24 protein-coding genes and 2 pseudogenes are annotated in these 21,510 nt (G+C 73.4%); 16 read left to right on the top strand and 10 right to left on the bottom strand.

The window, feature by feature from the left end:
- Nucleotides 1-395 precede the first annotated feature (395 nt).
- The 3 genes from S1361_RS04090 to S1361_RS04100 form a co-directional block, all read right to left on the bottom strand.
- Nucleotides 396-1,901, bottom strand: coding sequence for a purine-cytosine permease family protein (locus S1361_RS04090; RefSeq protein ID WP_208030474.1), 1,506 nt, complete (start codon nucleotides 1,899-1,901; stop codon nucleotides 396-398).
- 91 nt (nucleotides 1,902-1,992) lie between these two features.
- Nucleotides 1,993-2,310 (bottom strand): DUF2795 domain-containing protein, encoded by a 318-nt coding sequence (locus S1361_RS04095; protein WP_208030475.1) that lies wholly within the window; start codon nucleotides 2,308-2,310, stop codon nucleotides 1,993-1,995.
- Between the two features lie 25 nt (nucleotides 2,311-2,335).
- Complete coding sequence (locus tag S1361_RS04100) at nucleotides 2,336-2,488, bottom strand: hypothetical protein (RefSeq protein ID WP_208030476.1); 153 nt, start codon at nucleotides 2,486-2,488, stop codon at nucleotides 2,336-2,338.
- A 191-nt stretch (nucleotides 2,489-2,679) separates the two neighbouring features.
- Here S1361_RS04100 and S1361_RS04105 point away from each other — a divergent pair, with 191 nt between their 5' ends.
- Nucleotides 2,680-2,874, top strand: a complete 195-nt coding sequence (locus tag S1361_RS04105) for a DUF2795 domain-containing protein (RefSeq protein WP_208030477.1) — start codon at nucleotides 2,680-2,682, stop codon at nucleotides 2,872-2,874.
- Nucleotides 2,875-3,541: 667 nt separating this feature from the next.
- Nucleotides 3,542-4,375 (top strand): CAP domain-containing protein, encoded by an 834-nt coding sequence (locus S1361_RS04110; protein ID WP_208030478.1) that lies wholly within the window; start codon nucleotides 3,542-3,544, stop codon nucleotides 4,373-4,375.
- On the opposite strand, the gene S1361_RS04115 is transcribed toward S1361_RS04110, so the two are convergent.
- Nucleotides 4,351-5,544, bottom strand: a complete 1,194-nt coding sequence (locus tag S1361_RS04115; RefSeq protein WP_208030479.1) for an MFS transporter — start codon at nucleotides 5,542-5,544, stop codon at nucleotides 4,351-4,353. The genes S1361_RS04110 and S1361_RS04115 overlap by 25 nt on opposite strands.
- Before the next feature lie 54 nt (nucleotides 5,545-5,598).
- Here S1361_RS04115 and S1361_RS04120 point away from each other — a divergent pair, with 54 nt between their 5' ends.
- Entirely contained in the window at nucleotides 5,599-6,336 is a 738-nt protein-coding gene (locus tag S1361_RS04120; protein WP_208030480.1) for an AraC family transcriptional regulator, read from the top strand.
- Nucleotides 6,337-6,338: 2 nt separating this feature from the next.
- Here the strand turns inward: S1361_RS04120 and S1361_RS04125 are convergent, their stop codons facing one another.
- Nucleotides 6,339-8,120 (bottom strand): sigma-70 family RNA polymerase sigma factor, encoded by a 1,782-nt coding sequence (locus S1361_RS04125; RefSeq protein ID WP_208030481.1) that lies wholly within the window; start codon nucleotides 8,118-8,120, stop codon nucleotides 6,339-6,341.
- Between the two features lie 139 nt (nucleotides 8,121-8,259).
- Nucleotides 8,260-8,679 carry a winged helix-turn-helix transcriptional regulator gene (locus S1361_RS04130; protein ID WP_208030482.1) on the bottom strand — a complete coding sequence of 140 codons (420 nt, stop codon included), beginning with the start codon at nucleotides 8,677-8,679 and terminating at the stop codon, nucleotides 8,260-8,262.
- Nucleotides 8,680-8,776: 97 nt separating this feature from the next.
- Between S1361_RS04130 and S1361_RS04135 the strand changes: the two are divergent.
- Nucleotides 8,777-9,581: pseudogene (locus S1361_RS04135) on the top strand (alpha/beta fold hydrolase).
- 24 nt (nucleotides 9,582-9,605) lie between these two features.
- Here S1361_RS04135 and S1361_RS04140 read toward each other — a convergent pair.
- Nucleotides 9,606-10,271: a DUF4232 domain-containing protein gene (locus tag S1361_RS04140; protein WP_208030483.1), complete on the bottom strand. Its 666-nt coding sequence runs from the start codon at nucleotides 10,269-10,271 to the stop codon at nucleotides 9,606-9,608.
- Between the two features lie 252 nt (nucleotides 10,272-10,523).
- Between S1361_RS04140 and S1361_RS04145 the strand changes: the two genes are divergently transcribed.
- Both S1361_RS04145 and S1361_RS04150 read left to right on the top strand, forming a co-directional pair.
- The gene (locus S1361_RS04145) at nucleotides 10,524-11,597 is read left to right on the top strand and encodes an NAD(+)/NADH kinase (protein WP_208030484.1); all 1,074 of its coding nucleotides are present in this window, start codon (nucleotides 10,524-10,526) and stop codon (nucleotides 11,595-11,597) included.
- Between the two features lie 115 nt (nucleotides 11,598-11,712).
- Entirely contained in the window at nucleotides 11,713-12,213 is a 501-nt protein-coding gene (locus S1361_RS04150; RefSeq protein WP_208030485.1) for a peptidylprolyl isomerase, read from the top strand.
- Here the strand turns inward: S1361_RS04150 and S1361_RS04155 are convergent.
- The gene (locus S1361_RS04155) at nucleotides 12,185-13,060 is read right to left on the bottom strand and encodes a thioesterase II family protein (protein WP_208030486.1); all 876 of its coding nucleotides are present in this window, start codon (nucleotides 13,058-13,060) and stop codon (nucleotides 12,185-12,187) included. The two genes, S1361_RS04150 and S1361_RS04155, sit on opposite strands and share 29 nt — an antisense overlap.
- Nucleotides 13,061-13,274: 214 nt before the next feature.
- Between S1361_RS04155 and S1361_RS04160 the strand changes: the two genes are divergently transcribed.
- Genes S1361_RS04160 through S1361_RS04170 form a run of 3 tightly spaced genes read left to right on the top strand, consistent with a single transcriptional unit; the run spans nucleotide 13,275 to nucleotide 16,134 of the window.
- Entirely contained in the window at nucleotides 13,275-13,922 is a 648-nt protein-coding gene (locus tag S1361_RS04160) for a helix-turn-helix transcriptional regulator (RefSeq protein WP_208030487.1), read from the top strand.
- 14 nt (nucleotides 13,923-13,936) lie between these two features.
- Entirely contained in the window at nucleotides 13,937-15,106 is a 1,170-nt protein-coding gene (locus S1361_RS04165; protein ID WP_208030488.1) for a DSD1 family PLP-dependent enzyme, read from the top strand.
- Nucleotides 15,107-15,150: 44 nt separating this feature from the next.
- Nucleotides 15,151-16,134: a threo-3-hydroxy-L-aspartate ammonia-lyase gene (locus S1361_RS04170; protein ID WP_208030489.1), complete on the top strand. Its 984-nt coding sequence runs from the start codon at nucleotides 15,151-15,153 to the stop codon at nucleotides 16,132-16,134.
- A gap of 40 nt (nucleotides 16,135-16,174) precedes the next feature.
- Here S1361_RS04170 and S1361_RS04175 read toward each other — a convergent pair whose 3' ends face one another.
- Nucleotides 16,175-16,573, bottom strand: coding sequence for a hypothetical protein (locus S1361_RS04175; protein ID WP_208030490.1), 399 nt, complete (start codon nucleotides 16,571-16,573; stop codon nucleotides 16,175-16,177).
- A gap of 279 nt (nucleotides 16,574-16,852) precedes the next feature.
- Here S1361_RS04175 and S1361_RS04180 point away from each other — a divergent pair, with 279 nt between their 5' ends.
- From S1361_RS04180 to S1361_RS04190, 3 genes are all read left to right on the top strand, one after another.
- Nucleotides 16,853-17,236 carry an STAS domain-containing protein gene (locus S1361_RS04180; protein WP_208030491.1) on the top strand — a complete coding sequence of 128 codons (384 nt, stop codon included), beginning with the start codon at nucleotides 16,853-16,855 and terminating at the stop codon, nucleotides 17,234-17,236.
- Between the two features lie 160 nt (nucleotides 17,237-17,396).
- Nucleotides 17,397-17,549: a hypothetical protein gene (locus tag S1361_RS04185; RefSeq protein WP_208030492.1), complete on the top strand. Its 153-nt coding sequence runs from the start codon at nucleotides 17,397-17,399 to the stop codon at nucleotides 17,547-17,549.
- 262 nt (nucleotides 17,550-17,811) lie between these two features.
- Nucleotides 17,812-18,708, top strand: a complete 897-nt coding sequence (locus tag S1361_RS04190; RefSeq protein ID WP_208030493.1) for a hypothetical protein — start codon at nucleotides 17,812-17,814, stop codon at nucleotides 18,706-18,708.
- Between the two features lie 94 nt (nucleotides 18,709-18,802).
- On the opposite strand, the gene S1361_RS04195 is transcribed toward S1361_RS04190, so the two are convergent.
- Nucleotides 18,803-19,132: a hypothetical protein gene (locus S1361_RS04195; protein WP_208030494.1), complete on the bottom strand. Its 330-nt coding sequence runs from the start codon at nucleotides 19,130-19,132 to the stop codon at nucleotides 18,803-18,805.
- A 244-nt stretch (nucleotides 19,133-19,376) separates the two neighbouring features.
- Here S1361_RS04195 and S1361_RS04200 point away from each other — a divergent pair, with 244 nt between their 5' ends.
- The 4 genes and pseudogenes from S1361_RS04200 (at nucleotide 19,377) to S1361_RS04215 (ending at nucleotide 21,504) form a co-directional block, all read left to right on the top strand.
- On the top strand, nucleotides 19,377-19,535 hold the full coding sequence (locus S1361_RS04200) for a hypothetical protein (protein WP_208030495.1): 159 nt from the start codon (nucleotides 19,377-19,379) through the stop codon (nucleotides 19,533-19,535).
- Nucleotides 19,532-19,750 (top strand): annotated as a pseudogene (locus tag S1361_RS04205) (MmyB family transcriptional regulator); the annotation flags it as partial. The gene S1361_RS04200 and the pseudogene S1361_RS04205, both read left to right, overlap by 4 nt.
- A 212-nt stretch (nucleotides 19,751-19,962) precedes the next feature.
- Nucleotides 19,963-20,982, top strand: a complete 1,020-nt coding sequence (locus S1361_RS04210) for a sigma-70 family RNA polymerase sigma factor (protein ID WP_208030496.1) — start codon at nucleotides 19,963-19,965, stop codon at nucleotides 20,980-20,982.
- A gap of 69 nt (nucleotides 20,983-21,051) precedes the next feature.
- Nucleotides 21,052-21,504: a YbhB/YbcL family Raf kinase inhibitor-like protein gene (locus S1361_RS04215; protein ID WP_208030497.1), complete on the top strand. Its 453-nt coding sequence runs from the start codon at nucleotides 21,052-21,054 to the stop codon at nucleotides 21,502-21,504.
- Nucleotides 21,505-21,510: the final 6 nt, after the last annotated feature.

A 21,510-nucleotide genomic window follows, 5' to 3' on the forward strand; every position in this document is an offset into this window, starting at 1 on the left:
AACGGCAGGCCTCGGCGACGGGCCGCCGCGGCGGTGGGGTGGCGGCACCCGCGGGGACCGGAAAACAGCAGGCACCGGCGATCGACCGCCGCGCACCCGGTGGAGAAGCGGCGCCCGTGGGGGCCGATGGAACGGCAGGCCTCGGTGACCGGCCGCCGCGGCGGTGGGGTGGCGGCACCCGCGGGGACCGGAAAACAGCAGGCACCGGTGACCGGCCACCACGCACCCGGCATCGCCCGTCCGTGCCGGCTCAGCCGGCGGTGAGGGTCAGTTCGACGTGGGCTGGGGCCCAGGGCTCGCCGGGTCGGCGAAGAACCGTTGCATGTGGATGACGGCGAGACGTCCGCTGCTCATGCGCGGGGCACGGCCCGCTGGGACGGCGGGGCCGGCGGCGTTCACGGGTTCAGCGCTCCCTCGTCGAGCGCCGGGCTCGGCGCCCGGGCCTCCTGGGACCGCACGCGCCCCCGGCCCAGCAGCAGCGTGCCGAGGAAGGCGAGCGCCAGGGCGGCCAGGACGCCCAGGTTGGCGTAGGCCCACGCGCCGGTCTTGCCGCCCAGGCCGAACGGCTCCAGCAGATAGCCCTGCCAGGTCAGCCAGCTCGCGGCGGTGTTGGTGACCAGGCCCCAGCCGACGGCGGTGGCGGCGAGGGTGAGGAGCAGCGGGAGGAGGGGCACGTCGCCGTAGCGCCCGTGCGGGCGGAACAGGTCGCCCTCGTCGTAGTCGCGGCGGCGCAGTGCCAGGTCGGCGAGCATGACACCGGCCCAGGCGGCGATGGGCACACCGAGTGTGGTGAGGAAACCCATGAACTGGCCGAGAAAGTTGTCGGCGAAGAACACGATGTAGACCGCGCCGGCGATCATCAGGATCCCGTCGAAGAGCGCGGCAAGGTAGCGGGGCACGCGCAGGCCGGCCGAGAGCAGGGCCAGGCCGGAGGAGTAGATGTCGAGAACGGCGCCGCCGACCAGGCCCAGGACGGCGACCACGGCGAACGGCACCAGGAACCACGTCGGCAGCAGGGTGGTCAACGCGCCGATCGGGTCGGCCGCGATCGCCTTGCTCAGGCTGTCGGAGGAGCCGGCCAGCAGCAGCCCGAAGACCAGCAGGACGAGCGGGGCCAGGGAGGCGCCGAAGGTGGTCCAGCCGATCACTCCCCGGCTGGAGGAGCCACGGGGCAGGTAGCGGGAGTAGTCGGCGGCGGCGTTGACCCAGCCGAGGCCGAAGCCGGTCATCATGAACACCAGCGCGCCGATGAACGCCTGTGCCGAACCGGCCGGGAGGGCGTCGACCGCGTTCCAGTGGACGTGGTCGGCGACGAGCGCGACGTAGACGATCGTGAGGACGCCCGTGATCAGGGTGATCCAGGTCTGCAGGCGCATGATCAGGTCGAAGCCCATGACCCCGCCGACGACGGTCAGCGCGGCCACCACCATGAGGGCGACCACCTTGGTCTCGGTGCCGCCGCCCCAGCCGAGGCGGCTGAAGACGGTCGCGGTGGCCATCGTGGCGAGCGCGGTGAGGACGGTCTCCCAGCCGACGGTGAGCATCCAGGAGATGACGGACGGCAGCCGGTTGCCGCGCACGCCGTAGGCGGCCCGGCTGAGCACCATGGTGGGTGCCGAGCCGCGCTTCCCGGCGACCGCTATGAAGCCGCACAGCAGGAACGAGACGACGATGCCGAGGACACCGGCGGTGAGGGCCTGCCAGAAGGAGATGCCGAAGCCCAGGGCGAAAGCGCCGTAGCTGATCCCGAGGACGGAGACGTTGGCCCCGAACCAGGGCCAGAACAGGGAGCGCGGGGTGCCCCGGCGCTCCGCGTCCGCGATCACGTCGAGCCCGTGCGCCTCCACCTGGAGGGGGTGACCGGCGGATCCGCTGTCGAGGGGGTCGTGCGGATGCGTCATCGCCGAAGCCACCTGTCCTGCCTGTCCAGACGTGTCCGGTTCACGCTAGGTCGGCCCCCAGGGGCCGTCAAGGCGGGCCCGGTGCGGCCGGTCAGCGGTCGAATTCCTCGTGGATGGGGGTCTTCGGCTCCTCCCGCAGGTGCTGGGCGAGCCCCGGCTTGCCGCGGCGCCGGGGCTGTTCCGCCCGCCGCGCGCCGGTGCGGCCGAGGTCCAGGTCCCCGCGGACCGAGCCGGCCACGTCCTCGCGGCCGGCGTACTGCTGGGCGGGCAGGTCGCGCAGGATCCTGACGACCTCCTCGGAGGCGCCCGCCTGCCGGGCGGCCGCGACCAGGCGGTCCTTGTCGGCCGGGTACGTCACGTCCTTGAGCGCGTCCAGTACCTCGGGGACGCCGGCGTGTGCCGTGCTCATGCCCGTCTCCTTCTTACGCGTCCTCTTACGCGTCGTCCTCGCCGGGGTTCTCGTCCGCGTCCTCGTCGGTGGCGTCGGGGCCTTCCGCCTGGGACGGGGTGGTGCGGGGCGGCTGCTGCGCCTCGGGGGCGGCCTCCTCCGGCTCGCCCTCGGCCTGGGAAGGGGTGTTCTCACTCATCGGAACCTCTCCGGTCGTCTCGCACGCGGTGCGCGCCTGGTGTCCGAAGCCCCCGAGTACCCGTGCGCCCCGGAACCCATCACCCGGCGGAATTCTTGAATCCGCTCGCGTGGGAGGGGTACCTGACCAGTCCGGCGCAGCATGCGGCGCCGGCCCGATGATCCTGCACCAACTCACCGCCTGGAGGAGCCATGGCGGGTATCACCCCACCCGATCTGCAGAAAGCCCTGTCCGGCGCGGAGTACCCGGCCAGTTCCGATCAGCTTCGGAAGGTCGCCGAGCACAACCACGCGCCCAAGGAGGTCACCGAGCGGATCTCCCACCTCGGGAAGAAGGAGTTCCAGAACCCCGCCGAGGTCAGCAAGGCCGTCTTCCGGAACGAGTGACGGCGACCGGACACGGGTGTACGGCGGCCGGGCTTCGGCTCCGGCCGCCGCACCACGCATGGTCACTCGGCAGCGGGACCGGCCCCAGGTGGGGCCGCGACCGCCATACCGACGTTGAGGAAGACGTAGACGCCCAGGCCCGGGTGACGGTGCGTCAACCGGCGCTCGGCACCACGGCCGGCCAACCTGCCATTCTCTCGGGTCGATCTCCGTCACGGCGCTCACCGCGCCCCGAGCCGCCCGCACGGCCCGGGGCAGTACGGGGAAGGCTCCTGCCGCGCTGTCGCCCGGCTCTTTTCCGGCCTTCAGAACACCACGACCCGGCGATAGGTGACATCCGTCACAGCCCGGTCGGCGACTAAGCGGGCCGCATAGTAGATGCCATTCCGGCGACATATGGGATTTGTCCGTCTTGCCGTGCACGCGCGCCCCACTCCGGGTCACGGCACGCCCACCGCTCGGCACGACCCGGCATTCGTCGCGGGCTGTGCGTTTATGACGACCTGCCAGCCTTACGCAAACATCGCGATCGCGAAGTCGGCATCTCTCGACTCGTCTGACAAGGGGTGTTCAGCTCTACGAGGCGAGGTAGTAGAAGGGCCCTTTGCGCCTCTTGTGGGGCCGTCCCGACAATGAGCGCTCGGCGATCACCGAGTGAGGTTGACGTATGGGCCAGCACCGCAAGACCAAGCACTACCGGCGAATAGTCATCGCTGCCGCCGCTGTCGGCGCCGTGGGCGTGCCGTCCGTCGCCCTGGCCTGTGCCGAGTGGCCGTACGGCACGGACGGCCAGGCGCAGACCGTCGCGACGCCCGAGCCCGTGGGGCAGTGGCAGTACACCCCGGGGAATTACCAGAGCAACGGTGCCGACACCGGCGCGCCCTCGGCCACCGTGCCGCCGGCGCCCTGGACCACGGCGGCTCCGAGCACCCGCCCGAGCGTCCGCGTGATCGCCCCTCCGCATGCCAAGAAGCATCCGAAGAAGCACGCGAGGAAGCACACGAGGAGGACGGCCACGGTCCCCACGCCCCGGTGGACCGCCACGCCCAGCGCTCCCAAGCCCACCGCTTCCGCCTCCGCGGCCCCCGCGGCGCCGAGCACGCCGAAGCCGACGGCCACCGCGTCCGGGGTCACCGCCGAGATCCTGCGGCTGGTGAACGCCGAGCGGAGCAAGGCCGGTTGCCAGGCACTGACCCTCAACTCGACTCTCACCAAGGCCGCGCAGGCGCACAGCCAGGACATGGCGGCCCACCAGAACATGTCGCACACCGGATCCGACGGTTCGTCCCCGGGCGACCGCATCACCCGCGCCGGCTACGTCTGGAGCAGCTACGGGGAGAACGTCGCCTACGGGTACGGCACGGCCGAGCAGGTGATGGCGGGCTGGATGTCCAGCCCGGGCCACCGCGCCAACATCCTCAACTGCGGCTTCAAGGAGATCGGTGTCGGTCTCGCCCAGCCCGGCAGCTACTGGACTCAGGACTTCGGCACGGCACGCTGAGCGGCGGCGGCGGCCGGGGCGCCGGCCCGGCCGCCGGGTCCCGCCGGTTCGGGCAGGGCGCGGAACAGCAGCCAGGCGAGCGCCGGCAGCAGAACCAGCGGGGCCAGGGCGGTCCGCAGGGACGTCGCGTCGGCCACCCGGCCGATGAGGGGGCTCGCCAGTCCGCCGACACTGACGGTCAGGCCGAGGGTGACACCGCTTGCGGTGCCGACCCGGGTGGGCAGGTAGTCCTGGCCCAGGGTGACCTGGAGGGAGAACGGCACGTACAGCCCGGCGGAGGTCAGGGCCACGCACAGGTACAGGGCGGGGCCGGGGACGAACACGACTCCGGCCACCGCCGCGACCGAGAGCAGGTACGACCAGCGGCACACCGTGACCCGGTCCCAGCGCCCGGCCAGCCGGCCGCCCAGCACGGAACCGACGGCGCCGCCCAGGTAGAGCACGGACAGCGCTGCCGTACCGGCCGCCGTACTGCCGCCCAGGCGCTGCGCCGCGTACAGGGACAGGAAGCTGCTCAGGCCGGTGAACACGACCGAGCGGCACACGACGGCCAGCGACAGCTTCAGGAAGGACGCCCCGTCGTCGGCGCCGGCCGCCGGTGCCGTACCGGTGAGGTGCCGCCGCCGCTCCGGGGCGCGCAGAACGGCCCCGTTCAGCGCCGCGCCGACGAGCGCCGGCAGGACCAGCAGTGGGGTCCAGCGCAGTCCGCCCGTGCCCACGACGGCCGTGACCAGCAGCGGGGCCAGGGCGAACCCGGCATTGCCGCCCAGCGAGAACCAGCCCATGGCGCTGTGGCTGCCCTCGCCGGCCAGCCGGGCGACCCGGGCGGACTCGGGATGGTAGGCGGCCACGCCTGCCCCGGACACCGCCACGCACAGCAATGTCAGCGCGTACGAGTCGCTGCTGCCGCTCAGCGCGATGCCCAGGCCGGCCAGGAGCGTGCCGGCCGGCAGCAGCCAGGGCGCGGGCCGGCGGTCGGTGAGCGCGCCGAACAGCGGCTGCGCCACCGAGGACAGCAGGGCGGCGGCCAGTACGACGCCCGAGGCGGCGGCGTAGCCGTAGGCGCGCTCGGCGACGAGGAACGGGACCAGGGACGCCACGGCTCCCTGGTAGACGTCGACGCAGGCGTGCCCGACGGACAGCAGGGTGATCGATGCTTTGCTTCGCACCCGGTCATGCTCCGGCCCCGCCGGGCCGTCGCGCTTTCGATAATCTGCCAGGTGATGACGGAGATCCGCCATGACCCGGTGGCCCCCACCCGCACCCAGTGGCTCGCGTCCGGCGCGGCCATAGCCGCCCACCGGCACGACGACCACCAGATCGTCTACGCGGGCCGGGGTGTACTGGCCGTGACCACCGACGCGGGGTCCTGGATCGCCCCGGCCACCCGCGCCCTGTGGGTACCGGCCGGCACCGTGCACGCCCACCAGGCGCACGGCGCGCTCGAACTGCACCTGGTGGGGCTGCCCGCGCACGAGAACCCGCTCGGGCTGGACACGCCGACCGTCCTGGCCGTGAGCCCGCTGCTGCGCGAACTGATCGTCGCCCACACCCGCGGCCCCGAGGACGGCAGTCCCGAACGGGCGCGGCTGCGCGCGGTGTTGCTGGACCAGCTGCGCGCCTCGCCCCAGCAGCCGCTGCACCTGCCGACGCCCGGCTCACCGGTGCTGCGCGCGCTGTGCGACATCCTGCGCGCCGATCCCGCCGACGGCCGCACGCTGGCGGAGCTGGGCCGGGAGGTCGGGGCGAGCGACCGTACCCTCTCCCGGCTGTTCCGCCGGGACCTCGGGATGACGTTCCCGCAGTGGCGCACCCAGCTGCGGCTGCACCACGCGCTGGTCCTGCTGGCCGAGGGGACGCCGGTGACCACGGTGGCCCACCGCTGCGGCTGGTCCTCGGCCAGCGCGTTCATCGACGTCTTCCGGCGCGCCTTCGGGCACACGCCGGGCAGTGGCTCATAGGCTCACAGCTTGGCGCCGAAGGCCTGGGTCCACCACGGGCCGCCCTGGCCGTCGTGGACGCCCACGCCGATGTTCTTGAACGAACAGTTGAGGATGTTGGCCCGGTGGCCCGGGCTGTTCATCCAGGAGTCCATCACCGCCTGCGGGGTCTGCTGACCCCTGGCTATGTTCTCGCCGTACGTGGACCAGCGGTAGCCGGCCGCGGTGATGCGTTCGCCGGGGCCCGCGCCGTCCGGGTTGGTGTGGTCGAAGAAGCCGCGCGCGGCCATGTCGTCGGAGTGGCCCTGGGCGGCCTTGTCGAGTTGCGGGTCCTCGGTGACCGGGCCGCAACCGGCGGTCGCCCGCTCCTTGTTCACCAGCGCGACCACCTGCGCCACCGTCCCGGCGGGCGCCGGCTGGGCCTGCGGGGCGCGGGAGGCCGACGTGGTCGCGGGCGCGGGCCGCTCGGCCTTCGGCGTGCTGCTCTTCCGCGCCGGCCGGGGGCTCTTGGAGGGGCTCGGCTTCTTCGAGTGCGACGGTGACGGCGACGCGGACGCCGAGGGCGACGCCGAGGTCTCGGCGGCGCTGGGCTCCGCGAGGTCCACGGCGGGAGCGCCGGCGGTCCGCGCGGCGGTCGTCTCCCTGGGCTGCGGCCGTCCGGAGTCGGTGCCGAAGTACCAGAGGCCGCCGCCCGCCACACAGGCCGCCACCACGGCACCGCCGACGGCCCGGCGCCGGACCCGCCGCCGGCGCCGCGCCTCACCGCGGCCGGTCGTACGGCGACGGGAGGCGCTCACCCCGACCGGGTCAGCTGGGCCGGTGCCGGCGGTGCCGTGTCCGGCTCCGGCGGCTTCCTGGTCGGCGACGACGGCACCCTGGTCCGCTCCGGCGGTGCCCTGCCCGGATCCGAAGGCTTCCTGGGCCGGTTCGCCGGTGCCCGCGTCCACGGTCGGGTGGGAGGATCCGGCGTGGGCGGGCACCGGTACGGCGGAGCCCGCCGCGGTCATGCCGGTCACGGCGGACCGGGTCGTGGTGAGCAGCGCCGACGACACCCCGACCAGGGCCAGCCCGGCCAGCAGGCCCTCGGCGGGCAGCAGGCCGCTCCACAGGCCGCCGCAGCGTACGCACTCGCGGGCGTGCCGGGCTATGCGCTTGCGCCAGAGGGCGGAGGGCAGGCCGTCCCAGGCGGCCAGCACCCCGTGCAGCTCCGCACAGGCGGGCCGGGTGTCCAACGCCCGTACCACCACCCGGGCCGCCTCCAGCCGCGCCTTCATCCGCTGCACCCGTACCGCGGTGTGCTGCGGGGACACCCCGAGGGCCGCGGCGACCTCGGTCCGGGTCAGCTCGCCGGCGCACTCCAGCCACCACAGCGACAGCACCTCCCGGTCGTCCGGCTCCAGCCAGCGGGTGGCACGCGCGGTCTCCTGGCGCTGGCCGGACAGCTGGAGCCGGACGATGGTCAGGTCGACGAAGTCGGCGCCAGGATCGGCGACGTCAGCGGCCTCCTCCACGGCGTCCGGGGCGAGCCGGCGGTCCTGCCAGTGGGCCCGGACCCGGTTCATCGCGATGGCCACGAGCCAGGAGCGGAAGCTCTCCGGGTTGCGCAGGTCACCGAGCGAGCCGAGGGCCCGGAGCATGGTCTCCTGGACCACGTCGTCGACGTCGACGGAACCGTTCAGGGCGCGGCCCACGATGTTGTACACCAGCGGGAGATAGGCGCTGACCAGGGCGTCCTGGGCCGCCGGGTCCCCCGCTCGGGCGGCCGTCACCAGTGCCGCCGTGTCCACCGTGTGCTGTGTCCTCATCAGAACTTCCCTGTCCTCGACGCCGAACGATGCTGTCCGTTACCTGGGAGACCGCCTGGTGCGGTGCCGATAACAGTTCTTCGGAAAATCGTTCGACGGGAGACTCACAGCAGCGGGGGCAGGGCCGCAAGGAAGAAGGTCACACCACGGCGGATTCCGGCCGGTCCCCCTGACCGTCGCTCAGCTCGTTGGCCCGGTCCACCTCGGCCATGTGCTCCTCGGCCCAGTCCCGGACGGCGGCGAGGACGGTGTCGAGCGACAGGCCGAGTGCGGTGAGGCGGTAGTGCACGGCGGGCGGTACGGAGGGCTCGACCCGGCGTGCGACCAGGCCGTCCCGGACCAGGTTCTGCAGGGTCACGGACAGCATCTTCCGGGAGACGCCGGGCATCCGGCGCAGCAGCTCGGCGAAGCGCACCTCGCCCGGGGCCGCCTCCGCCAGCACCTTCACCGCCATCGACGTCCACTTCGTGCCGATCCGGTCGAGCAGCCGGCGCGTCGGGCACGCGGGGTCGAACAGGTCACCGCGCTCGGTGGGGGCGTCCTTGGCCTGGGAGGTCACCTGAAGCTCACCAACTCACCGAAAAGTGCCGTCTGTTGATGCCGAGATTAGTTACCTATCGTTTCCTTGTCACCATTGGTTACCCAGAGGATCGATCATGACCGTCCACTCCGTCCCGGGCGTGCGGCTGCGCCAGGTCACCGTCAACGGCGTCGGGCTCAACGTCGCCACGGCCGGTCGGGGACCGGCCGTCCTGCTGCTGCACGGTTTCCCGCACACCTGGCGGCTGTGGACCGAGGTCATCGGCCCACTGGCCCGCCACCACCGGGTGATCGCACCGGACCTGCGGGGATTCGGCGACAGCGACCGGCCGGCCGACGGCTACGACGCCGGAACGCTCGCCGCCGACGCCGGGGCCCTGCTGGAGGCGCTCGACGCCGGCCCGGCCGCCGTGGTCGGCATCGACCTCGGCGCCCCGCCCGCGTTCCTGCTGGCCGTGCGGCAGCCCGGACGGATACGGCGGCTGGTGCTGATGGAGTCGCTGCTGGGCGATCTCCCGGGCGCCGAGGAGTTCCTGGCGGGCGGGCCGCCGTGGTGGTTCGGCTTCCACGCCGAACCGGGCCTCGCGGAGACCGTACTCGCGGGGCAGGAGGAGGCGTAGGGCGGAGTTCGTCCGCGCCTACGGCGGGAGCGAGGCGCTGCGGGCCGCGTTCGAGCCGTACCGGGCCCTGCCGGTCACCGCCCGGCAGATCCGGGAGGCGGTGGCCGGCACCCGCCTCACCGTCCCCGCGCTCACGATCGGCGCCCACCCGGTCGGCCGCGCGCTGGAACGCCAACTGCGCCCGTACGCCGACCGGCTGACCGGCCGGCTGATCCCGGACTGCGGCCACATCGTCCCGCTGGACCGCCCGAAGGCGCTGCTGGAGCTCCTGGAACCGTTCCTCGCCGGGGACCGGGACTGACCCCGCGTCCCCGGCACGGAAGGGTCAGGCGGGCTTCACCTTCGACACCGCCGTCGCGGTGACCTTGTTGTCGCACTCGGCGAGCCAGCCGTCGTCCAGGGCGACCTGGTGCTTGCCCGCACCCGGCAGGCCGATCACCATGGTCGGGAACACGGACGGGGTCGCGCCGGAGACGCAGTATCCGTCCGCCTCGCCCTGCACCTGTACGAAGGTCAGCTTCAGCCACGCCTTGCCACCCGGTGCGAGGCGCACGGTGGTCGCGGTGCCCTTGGGGGTCACCTTCAGCGGAACGGACCGCTGCGGCGAACCGTTGCCCGCCCCGGCCACCGTCGGGTGGCCGCGCAGCACGCACGCCGCCGAGGAGACGTTCTTGAACTGGACGACCGCGGCCCCGGTGCCCGTGCCCCGCGGCCGGACGGCGGACTGGTACGCCGACACCTTCAGCGCCTTGGCCGCACAGGCCGGCGTGGCAAGGGAGGTGGTGTGGGCGACCAGGGAGACGCGGACGGGCGCGGCGGCCTCGGCCGACCCGGCAGTCGCCGCGGCCGCCACGGTGGCGGCGGGGGCCTTCGGAGCCGGGGCCGCGCCCGCTGCCGTGCCGCTCGCCGGCTGGAAGGCCGTCAGCGACAGGGTGGCGGCGACGGCGGCCAGGGCCGCCCCGGCGACGCGGCTGGTGTGTCGGTGATGCATGAGATCCCCCGGTTGTCCGTGGTGTGTGGTCAGAGCGACCGGCGGGGCGCCGGTGCTCACCGGACCAGACCGGGCGCCGGGGCCCCGGGTTCCCTGGTCCGGCTGTTGTGACACGCCGGTGACAATTCAGGGCCGGACATGCACGGAAGGCCGCGCGGTGGCCACCGGGCGGCGTGGCGCGCGCCGGGCCGGCGTGGTCCGCGGCGAGGATGGCGCTCGGTACGGAGCCGACCGGGAGGCGGGTGTGCGGGTATGACGGTGAACCGTGTCGGCCTGGTCGTGCACGGCGGGCGCGCCGAGGCGGTGGCCGCCGCGCGGACCGTGCGCGCGTGGTGCGCCGAGCACGCGGTGGGGTGCCGGGACATCGACGTGTGGCAGGAGGGCGCCCGGCACAGTGCCCGCGAGGAGGTCGACAGCGCGGGCGACCCGGATCTCATCGTCACCCTGGGGGGCGACGGCACGTTCCTGCGCGGGGCCCGGCTGGCGGCCGAGAACGACGCCCTGGTGCTCGGCGTGGACCTCGGCCGGGTCGGCTTCCTCACGGAGGTGCCCGCCACGCAGGTGCGGGCCGCGCTGGACGCCGTACGGGAGGAACGGATCGGCGTCGAACGCCGGATGCTGCTCACCCTGCGGGCATCGTGCCGGCTGGAGGTGCCCCCGCACATGGAGGCACTGCTCAGGTACGGCCGCGGACCGATGCTGCCGCCGCCGCGGGTGCGCACGGACTGCGAGGCGGGCGGCGACTGGGGGGTCGCCCTGAACGTCACCGCGCTGAACGACGTGGTCGTGGAGAAGCTGGCCCGGGACCGGCAGGTGTCGGTCGGGGTGTATCTGGCGGGCCGGCTCCTGGCCTACTACTCGGCCGACGCGCTGCTGGTGGCCACGCCGACGGGCTCGACGGCGTACAGCTTCGCCGCGGGCGGTCCGGTGGTCTCACCCCGCGCGGAGGCCCTGGTGTTCACGCCGGTCGCCCCGCACATGGTGTTCAACCGGGCGGTGGTGGCCGCACCGGACGAGCCCATCGCGCTGCGCGTGCTGGAACGGTCGGGCCAGGCCGCGGTCAGCATCGACGGCCAGCTGCGCGGGGTGCTGAGCCCGGGTGACTGGATCGGCGTGTACGCCGCTCCGCGCCGGCTCAAGGCGGTGCGGCTCGGTCCGACGGACTTCTACGGCCGGTTGCGCGAGCGCATGCACCTCACCGACGCTCCGGCCGCGCTCGCCGACGGGGAGGCACCCCCGCTGTGGCCGGTGACCACACCGCCGCCCGGAGACCTGGCCCATCTGGCCCTGCCCCCGGCGCCCGGAGACACTCCCCCGCTGACCTGACACACCCGGATGGCCGTTCGGACCCTGGGGCGCTGCGACACGGTGCGTGTGCCGTGTGGTCGTATATTCCGTAGCGTAGGCGTGGGCAAGCCCCACCGGAATAAGGAGATTTTTGATGTCGACCGTCGAGCTGAACACCAACTTCGGCCGGATCGTGGTGGAACTCAACGACGCCGAGGCGCCGAAGACCGTCGAGAACTTCCTGTCGTACGTGCGCAGCGGTCACTACGACGGCACGATTTTCCACCGGGTAATTAACGGCTTTATGATCCAGGGCGGCGGTTTCACCCCGGACATGACCCAGAAGCCCACCCAGGCGCCGATCCAGAATGAGGCCGACAACGGGCTGAAGAACAACAACTACACCCTGGCGATGGCGCGGACGAACGACCCGCACTCCGCGACGGCGCAGTTCTTCATCAACGTTTCGGACAACGCCTTCCTCAATTACTCGGCGAAGACCCCGACCGGCTGGGGCTACGCCGTGTTCGGCAAGGTCACCGAGGGCCAGGACGTCGTCGACTCCATCAAGGGGGTCAAGACGGGCAGCCGGGGCGGCCACCAGGACGTCCCGACGGAGCCCGTGGTCATCGAGTCCGCCAAGGTTCTCGGCTGACGCGCACCGCCGGGGCGGCACCGGTGGCACCGGTGCCGCCCGCGTCGCGGTTCCGCCGGGGATCCCGGGGTCGGGCGGCTCCGGTGCCCGGACCGGGCCGCCGTAGCGTGGCCTCGATGCGGGACAGTACGGCCTGCTGCTGCGCCACCAGGTAGAAGTGGCCTCCCGGGTACACGTGGAGCTCGAACGGCCCGTCGGTCTCCTGGGACCAGGTCCGGGCCTCCTCGGGGGTCACCCGGGGGTCGGCGTCGCCCGTCAGCGCGACGACGGGGCAGCTCAGCCGCGGCCCGGGGGTGTGCCGATACGTCTCCACCGCGCGGTAGTCGGCGCGCAGCACGGGCAGGATCATGCGCAGCATCTCCTCGTCCTGCAGCAGGGCCGCGTGGGTGCCGTCGAGCTTGGTGACCTCCTCGATCAGCCGCGCGTCGTCGCCCTGGTGGACGGTCTCGGTCCGCTCGACGGACGGGCCCCGGCGGCCGGAGACGAAGAACACCGCGGGGGGCCGGCCGGCGGCCTCCAGCAGCCGGGCCAGTTCGAAGCCGACCATGGCGCCCATGCTGTGCCCGAACAGGGCGAGAGGCGTGCCGTCCCGCTCGTCCAGCGCGTGAAACACCCCCTGCGCGAGTTCCTGGACGGAGTCCAGCAGGGGTTCCGAGTGGCGGTCCTGGCGGCCGGGGTACTGCACCGCGCGGACGTCCACCGCGGGCGACAGCGCCTTGGAGAAGGGGAAGTAGAAGCTCGCCGAGCCGCCGGCGTGCGGCAGGCAGAGCAGTCGCGGCGCACCCGGTGTCGGCTGGTGGAAGCCGCGCAGCCACGAGCGGTGCGCTGCGCCGGAGCGGTCGGCCATGTGTCCCCCTCGGTGGAACGTCCTCGATCGTGCTCGTGCTCTGTCCGCTCTGTCCCAAGGTTCCTGGCCCAGACGGTGGTTGACGGCGGTGGCGGGCCGGAGCAGGCACCGAACCGGTATACACGCCTTCCCCGGTGACCGTCGGTTGACGCGCCCCACCCCACTACCTAGACTCAAAATCCAGAGATGGACTAGAAGTCGACCGGGGGTGGGCGTGGGCGACGCCGGCAGGGACGAGGACGGCGCGGACGAGCACCTCATCCGGGAGGCCGAGAAGATCGCCGTGGCGCTGGGCCGCATGTTTCCCGGCCTGTGCGAGGTGGTGCTGCACGACCTGCGGGATCCGGACCACGCCATCCGCGCGATCGAGAACAACCTGTCGGGCCGTCAGGTGGGCGACTCGGCCACCGAGTTGGGGCTGGCCCGTATCGCCGACCCGCAGTACCCCAGCGTCATCCAGAACTATCCCAACCGGTTCCCGGACGGCCGCCCGGCGAAGTCCACGTCCATCGGCATCAAGAACGCCGCCGGGGAGTACGTCGCGGCCCTGTGCCTGAACCTCGACGTGTCCGTCCTGTCCCCGGTGACCCTCGCGTTGTCCAACCTCGTGGCCACGGACACCGAGCACCGCGACCAGCCGCTGGAGACGCTGCGGGACCGCAACGCGCGCGAGCTGCGCCAAGCGGTCGAGGCCCACGCCGCCGAGCGCGCCGCCACCCCCCGCTCACTGAGCCGGGAGGACAAGAGGGCGCTCGTACGGCAGTTGCAGCGGGACGGCTACTTCGACTCGCGCGACGCCGCGCAGACCATCGCGGACCTGCTCGGCGTGTCCCGGGCCACGGTCTACAACTACACGAAGTGAAGGGGCACCTGACCATGTCCACCGCCGCCGCCCCCACCGCCCGGACGCTGGCCGACCCCGACACCCCGTTCGCCGTCGTCGACGTGCACCGTGCCCGTCGCAACATCGCCCGGCTGCGGGCGAGGGCGGACCGGCTCGGGGTCGCGCTGCGCCCGCACGTGAAGACGGCCAAGAGCCTCGACGCGGCCGCCCTCCTGCACGACGGCGGCCCCGGCCCCGTCACCGTCTCCACCCTCGCCGAGGCCGAGGCGTTCGCCGACGCCGGTCACCGCGACATCACCTATGCCGTCGGTATCGAACCGCACAAACTCCCGCGTGTGGTCGCCCTGTCGCGGCGCGGCGTCACCCTGCGCGTCCTGCTGGACAGCACCGAGCAGGCGGCGTTCGTCACCGCGGCCGCGCGGGAGGCCGGCGTCGCCCTCCCCGCGCTGATCGAGATCGACTGCGACGGCCACCGCGGCGGTCTCAGGCCCGACGCCCCGGGGCTTGCCGGGATCGCCCGCGTCCTGCACGACGCGGGCTGCCTGGACGGCGTGCTGACCCACGCGGGCGAGTCGTACTTCTGCCACACTCCCGAGGAACGGCGAGAGGCGGCGCGGAACGAGCGCGACGCCGCGGTCGCCGCGGCTCAGCGGCTCCGCGCGGCCGGTCTGCCCGTGCCCACGGTCAGCGTGGGCTCCACCCCCACCGCCCACGCCGCCGACGACCTCACCGGGGTCACCGAACTCCGCGCCGGCAATTACGTCTTCTTCGACCTGGTGATGGCGGGCCTCGGCGTGTGCGACCTGGACGACCTCGCCCTGTCGGTGGTGGTCACCGTCATCGGCCACCGCCCCGAGTACGGCTGGATCGTCACCGACGGCGGCTGGATGGCCATGTCCCGGGACCGCGGCACCGCCGCCCAGCCGCAGGACCAGGGTTACGGCCTGGTCACCGACCTGAGCGGCACCCTGATCCCGGACCTGGTCATGACCGCCGCCAGCCAGGAACACGGCACCCTCACCGCCCGCAACGGCGCCGCCCTGCCCGAGCTGCCCATCGGCACCCGTCTGCGCCTCCTGCCCAACCACGCCTGCGCCACCGCCGCCCAGCACCACGGCTACCACGTCATCGACGGCACCCGCGGCACGGCAGCGCCCGCGCCGGCGGTCGAGGCGTACTGGCCGCGCGTCACCGGCTGGTGACCCGCTCCTCCCCTCCCCCCGCCAACGACACAGCGAGGACTCCCATGGCCGCCGCCCCCCTGCCCGTTTCGTTCGCCGACGTCCGCGAGGCCGCCGCGCGCCTGGAGGGCATCGCCCACCGCACGCCGGTCCTCACCTCCCGCACCCTGAACGCCCTTGTCGGGGCGGAGGTGTTCATCAAGGCCGAGAACTTCCAGCGGATCGGTGCCTTCAAGTTCCGCGGCGCCTACAACGCCGCCGCCCAGCTCCCGCCGGACCAGCTGGCGAAGGGCATCGCGGCGTACTCCTCCGGCAACCACGCCCAGGCCACCGCCCTCGCCGCCCGTGAACTGGGCACCACCGCCGTCATCCTGATGCCCGAGGACGCCCCGCGCTCCAAGCTGGAGGCGACCGCCGGATACGGGGCGGAGATCGTCACCTACGACCGCTACGCCCAGGACCGCACCGCGCTGGGTCACGCCCTGGCCGAGGACCGCGGCCTGGCCCTGATCCCGCCCTACGACCACCCCCACGTCATCGCCGGCCAGGGCACCGCGGCCCTGGAACTGCTGGAGGAGACCGGCCCGTTGGACGCCCTCCTGGTGCCCGTGGGCGGCGGCGGCCTCATCGCCGGCAGTGCCACCGCCGCGACGGCACTGCACCCCGGGATCCGCGTCATCGGTGTCGAACCGGAGGCGAGTGACGACACCAGGCGCTCCCTGCAGGCCGGCGCGCGCGTCACCGTCCCGGTCCCCCGCACCATCGCCGACGGCCAGGCCCTGCCCACGCCCGGCGAGATCACCTTCCCCGTCGTCCAGCGCCTGGTGGACTCGATCGCCCTCGTCAGCGACGACGAGATCGTCACCGCGATGCGTTTCGCCTTCGAGCGGCTGAAGATCGTCCTGGAGCCCAGCGGCGCCACGCCCCTGGCCGCCCTGCTGGCCGGACGCGTCACCGACCCGCCGCGGCGGATCGGCGTCATCGCGTCCGGCGGCAACATCGACGTCGACCGCTTCACCACGCTCACGAAGCGCCCGGGCCAAGGGTGAGGCGGGTGCAGTACCCGGTGCCCGGCATGCGGTCCCGGCGTCATCGGTCGAGGGTGCCCTCCGCGTGCTCCGGGTCGCCGGCGCCGGGCAGTGCCTCAGGCCACGCCGGGTCGGTCGGCGGGGTCCGGCGGTGCCGTACGGCCGAGTCGCGGAGCCGCATGGTCGCCTGGGCGAGGTAGGGGCTGTCCGCGAGCCAGCGCAACGCGTCGTCGCGCACGGGGTCGTGACTCGCCGTCGCGGGACTCGCCGACCCGGAATTCGGCATCGTCTCCGCCGCGGGGTCCGGGAGGGAGGAGCGGCCGGTGAGCCGCGTGGTGAGGTTCCACAGGAGGCTGGTCTTGCCGGTGCCGGGTTCCCCAGGGGTCTCCGGCTCACCGAGCTCGTCGTCGCCTCCCTGGTCCGGGCCCGGGTCCAGTCCTGGTGCGCCCGCCTGAACCACCGGAACTGACGCCCACGGGCCGGGCGGCGGCACGAGGACGGCTCCGCGTCGGCGCCGGGCTCGACGCGGAGCCTGCCGGCGGCGGGGTCGCACGCGGTCTCGGCCGCCGGCTCCCGGAGGGTCGCGCGGTGAGCGGCGCTGCGATCACGGGTCCGGCCCGTGCCGCGCCGGCGGGACGGCCGGGGCTACGGCTACGCCCTTGCCCGCCGGTGGAAATAGACTTGATCCAGGTCTTGTACCGCGGCCCCCGGCAGGCGCTGAACGGCAGGAGTGAGGACCATGGCTCTGTTCCTCGCCTCGCACTGGGAGAACGGCTGGGCCGTGATGGAGATCAAAGGGGCCCTGGACACCGGCACCGGCCGGGAGCTGTGCGACTTCGTGGCCGCCGTCACCGCGAAGCACCGCCACCTGCTCAACCTGATCGTCGACCTGACCGAGCTGACCTGGGCGGATGCCGGCGGCCTCGGCGCCCTCCTGTCCGTCCGCGCCCTGCTGGACGACGACCAGGGGGAACTGCGCCTGGTATGCCCCGAAGGGCGGGTGGAGCGGCTCCTGCACACCAGCGGGCTCGCCGAGGCCCTCGCCGTCCATCCCTCCCTCGACGCCGCCCTGGCAGCGCCCCGCACGTCACTCACCGACCGCACCGGGGGTGCCGTGCAGTGATCACCGAACCCGCGGACTCCCGGCCGGAGGTGTCCGGCACGTCCCCGTGCCCGTGCGGCACACATCGGTCAGCGCTCACGGTGTGACCTGCGGCATTGCCGACGAAAGCGGGCAGCTCACACGATGAGCGGACGACGGGCGTCACGGAAGGCGGCTCCTCATGGGTGATCATGTGCATGTGCGGCTCAGCCAGGGGCTGAGCGTGTCCGAAGAGGGGGAACTGGTCGAGTACTCGCGCTGCCGCTGCGGTGCCACCTGGACCAAGGTCTTCGACACCGACGGCGGGGAGCCGGAGGACCCGAGCCGATCCTGACTCCGCGCGGAATTCCTGCCCTGCCCCTGCGCCTCACCCGGACAGCCGAACCGCCTGAAAAGCACCCCCGTGCCTGCGCCGGCGCGGAGAAGGCCGGGCGCCGGCACCGTTCCTGCCCGAGCGCGGGCACGCTCCCGGCGGGCGATCTTGGCGCGGGTCTCGCAGGATGGGCGCGGTTGCTCGGCCGCCGGCTCACGGCCGGCCGGGTGGCCGTACTCCTGCGCGGCTGAACGCCGCCCGATCCCCGCAGGGAGCAGCCCCCATGGCGATGACGCAAACCTTGGTACCGGCGCTGGAGGATGCCCAGCATGCCCATGCCGCAGCGCGCGACCGACTACGGGCGGATGCGGAGGCCGCCCCGCCCGGCCCCCACCGGCAGATGCTGCAACGCCAGGCCGACGACCTGCAGGACCAGCTGCACAGCATCGAACTACACCTCCGCGGGCTGCGGCCCCGCGGCCTGCTCGGCGGCGTGACGGACATGGCGCGGTTCGCCGCCCGCACCACGGTGAGGACGGTCACGCTCCCGCTGGCCCTCGGGCAGAGGGCCGTGGCGGGCGTGATGCGCGGCCGGGGGCCGTCCGACGAGCGGCAGCTGCTGAAGAACACCGAGGCGGAGTACGCCGCCGCGGCCCGGGCCCTCGCGACCACCCAGGCCGGCGAGGTCCTCGCCGACCAGGCTCAGGACCGCGTCACCCTCGACCTGTTTCTGGAGATGCGCCACCACGACCGGGAGCTGCTGGCCCAGCTGGAGGACAGCCTCGCCCGCCAGGCACGGGCCGTGGCCGCCGCCGGCGACAGTTTCCGCGTGGAACAGACGGCGAACGGCGGCCTCGCCCACCGGGCCACCCGCCCGCTGCTGGCCGTCGCCGACCTGCTGCGCCACGCGGCGCGCCCCGGACAGCACCCCGGGGAAGCCGAGGAGCCCGCGGGAGAGAGAACCGGAGTGACCGCCGCCGCCGAGCAGGTCCAAGGAGCGGTGAGCAGTGAGGAGAGCCTGCCCCTCGTCGGCTTCAGCCAGCTCAGCGTGGAGGAGATCGAGCGGCGCCTCCCCACGCTCTCCGAGTCCGAGCTGCAGGTTCTCCAGGGTTACGAGCGCACGCACGCCCGGCGCAAGGGGGTCCTGGAGGCCATCGAGCGGCTGAGCTCCCACCCGTGACGACCGCTCGCAGGCGCCGGAGTCCGCGTGGCGCCGCCGGCCCCTGGAACACCGGCGGCTGTGGTGCGCTGCTCCGCCACAGGCCGTTCGGTGATCAGGGTGTCCGTGTCGTCGCCGTACGCCGGCCTGGGGTCGGCGGCGAGCCGCTGCATGCCGCGTGATTCAGCAGCAGCTCCGCGAGCCCCTGCGGGTCGCGGACGGACAACGCGAGGCGGGCGTAGGGGCTCTGCCACGGGTGGAAGTCGACGATCAGGGCGGGCCGGCCCTCGATCAGCGCGACGAAGTCACGGCCGTTGGCGTGCACCAGCTCCCCGGCACACCACCGCCCCGGGCGGAAACAGGGGTGCCGGCCCGGCGCGCCGATCCGCAACGCCCGCCACCAGGACGGCTCGACCCGCACCTGCGACAGGGCACCGACCGGCACCCTCACAGTCCGCCGCCGCGCGGCCACGGCCATCCGCCAGGGCAGGCGGACCAGGAGTTGATCACCGTGGGGAGACGCCCGCAACCGCACCGCCACCACCTCCGGGTTGAGCCTCTTACTGTCAAGAAAGCCATTCGCGCGTTGTCATATTCCTTGCCTCGTTGTATATGAGTGAACAGCGCTGTGTAGCCGCATGCTCCCGCGTGCTCCGTCCGACACCGTGATCCGGAAAGGAGAAGCTGCCGTGACAGCCGCTGTCGTGATCCCGCTGCTCCTGCTCGCCGGGACTCTGCTGCCCGGCCTGTACGCGGACTGGAAGGCTTACCGCCGGCGGACCCGTCTGCCGCTGCCCCCGGCCCGAAGCGGTTCGCCCATGCGCACGGCCGGTGGGCCGCCTCGCTGAGCGAGCCGACAGGGAACCGTATCCGGGGAGGCAGGCATCCCGGGAGCCATCCGGTCGTCGGCGAACTCGTCCTGGACCGGGACACCCTCACCGCCCACACCGACCCCGACCAGCACCTGACCGTCCGGACCGCCTTCCCCGGCTCCCCGACCCACGAGCGGCCGCGCCTGCTCGCCTCCTGGGCCGCCGACCGGAACCGGCCCGCCTCGGCCTCGGTCAGCCGACCGCAGCACCCCGGGATGCGCCCGCGCGTCGCGGGTGTCGACGGAGGTGAATGCGGCCACGGCCGACGGCGGCGCCCACGACGACCGCGTGCGCCACCCCGTCCTGCCCCGGTGTCGTGCCCGCGCGCCCGGGTACCCGGGTCCTTCTGGAGGCAGAAGCCGAGCGATCGACCGGAGATCGACGGGATCGGAGGGCCGCGACCATGCCTGCCCGGGCAGGATCCGCCGTGGCGGATCCCCGTGAACGCCGCCGTGCCGCCGCCCGCGCCGCGCGCCCGCGCAGCCGGGTCCCGGAGACCGGCGAAGACCCTGATCTGCTGGGCCAGTATCTGGCCCAGATCGCCGCGACCCCGCTGCTCACCGCCGAGGAGGAGGTGGCGTTGGCCCGGCGCATCGAGGCCGGTGTGCACGCCGCCGAGGAGCTGGAGCGGGCCGACGCCGGCGACCGGAGCCCGGCGCCGGAGCGGCGCCGGGAGCTGGAGGCGGCCGTACGCGACGGCTGGCACGCCAAGGACCACATGATCCGGGCCAACCTGCGGCTGGTGGTGTCGATAGCGAAGCGGCACGCGCACCGGGGCGTGCCCCTGCTGGACCTGATCCAGGAGGGCAACCTCGGGCTGATCCGGGCGGTGGAGAAGTTCGACCACACCAAGGGCTTCAAGCTCTCGACGTACGCCACCTGGTGGATCCGCCAGGCGATCGAACGGGGCCTGGCCCAGCACGCCCGTACCGTGCGGCTGCCCATGCACGTCGTGGAGGAGTTGCAGAAGCTCGCGAAGGCCGAACGGCGGCTGCAGCTGCGCCTCGGCCATGAGCCGACGGACGAGGAGGTCGCCCGGGAGAGCGGCTTCGACCAGGGCCGGGTGGGCTGGCTGCGCCGGGTCGGACGGCAGACCCTCAGCCTCGACACGCCGGTGGACGACACCGGCGAGACGGTGGTCGGCGACCTCATCCCCGCCGCCGACGTGCTGCAGGCCCCCGAGGTGGCGGAGTACCGGGCGCTCGCCGAGGACCTGAGGGACGCGCTGGGTCTGCTGGCACCCCGCGAGGCCATGATCCTCAGTCTGCGCTACGGACTGCACGACGGGCAGCCGCGCACGTTGCAGCAGGTGGCCGACCAGGTCGGGCTGACCCGGGAACGCGTCCGCCAGCTGGAGAGGGAGTCGCTCAGCCGGCTGCGGGCGCCCGAGACCGGGGAGCGCCTGCTGGAGTGGGCCGGCTGACGGACGGTGCCGGTGGCACCGGCCGCGGGCCGGCCGTATGCCCCGGGCGGCGCCGGGTACTCCGGGAGCATGTCCGGAATTGAACTCAGCAGCGCCTCATTCAGCGATCACAGCCTGATCCCGCGCCGCCACGCCCATGACGCGGACAACGTCTCCCCGCCGCTCACCTGGTCCGGCGTACCGGAGGAGGCGGCGGAGCTGGTCCTGCTGTGCGAGGACCCGGACGCGCCGTCCGGGACCTTCCTGCACTGGCTCGTCACCGGTATCGACCCGCGAACCGAGGGTCTGGACGCGGGCGAGACACCGCAGGGCAGCCGGCCGCACCGCAACGGCTTCGGGGAGCGGGGCTGGGGTGGCCCGCAGCCCCCGGTCGGCGACGACGCGCACCGGTACTTCTTCCGGCTGTACGCCCTCCCCGCGCCGGTGTCGCTCCCGGACCGGGTGGGCGCGGAGGAGGCCCACGCCGTGCTCGACCGGCAGCAGCTGGCGAGCGGCACCGTCGTCGGGCTGTACCAGCGCTGACGTGGC

The organism is Streptomyces cyanogenus, from assembly GCF_017526105.1.
Lineage (GTDB): Bacteria > Actinomycetota > Actinomycetes > Streptomycetales > Streptomycetaceae > Streptomyces > Streptomyces cyanogenus.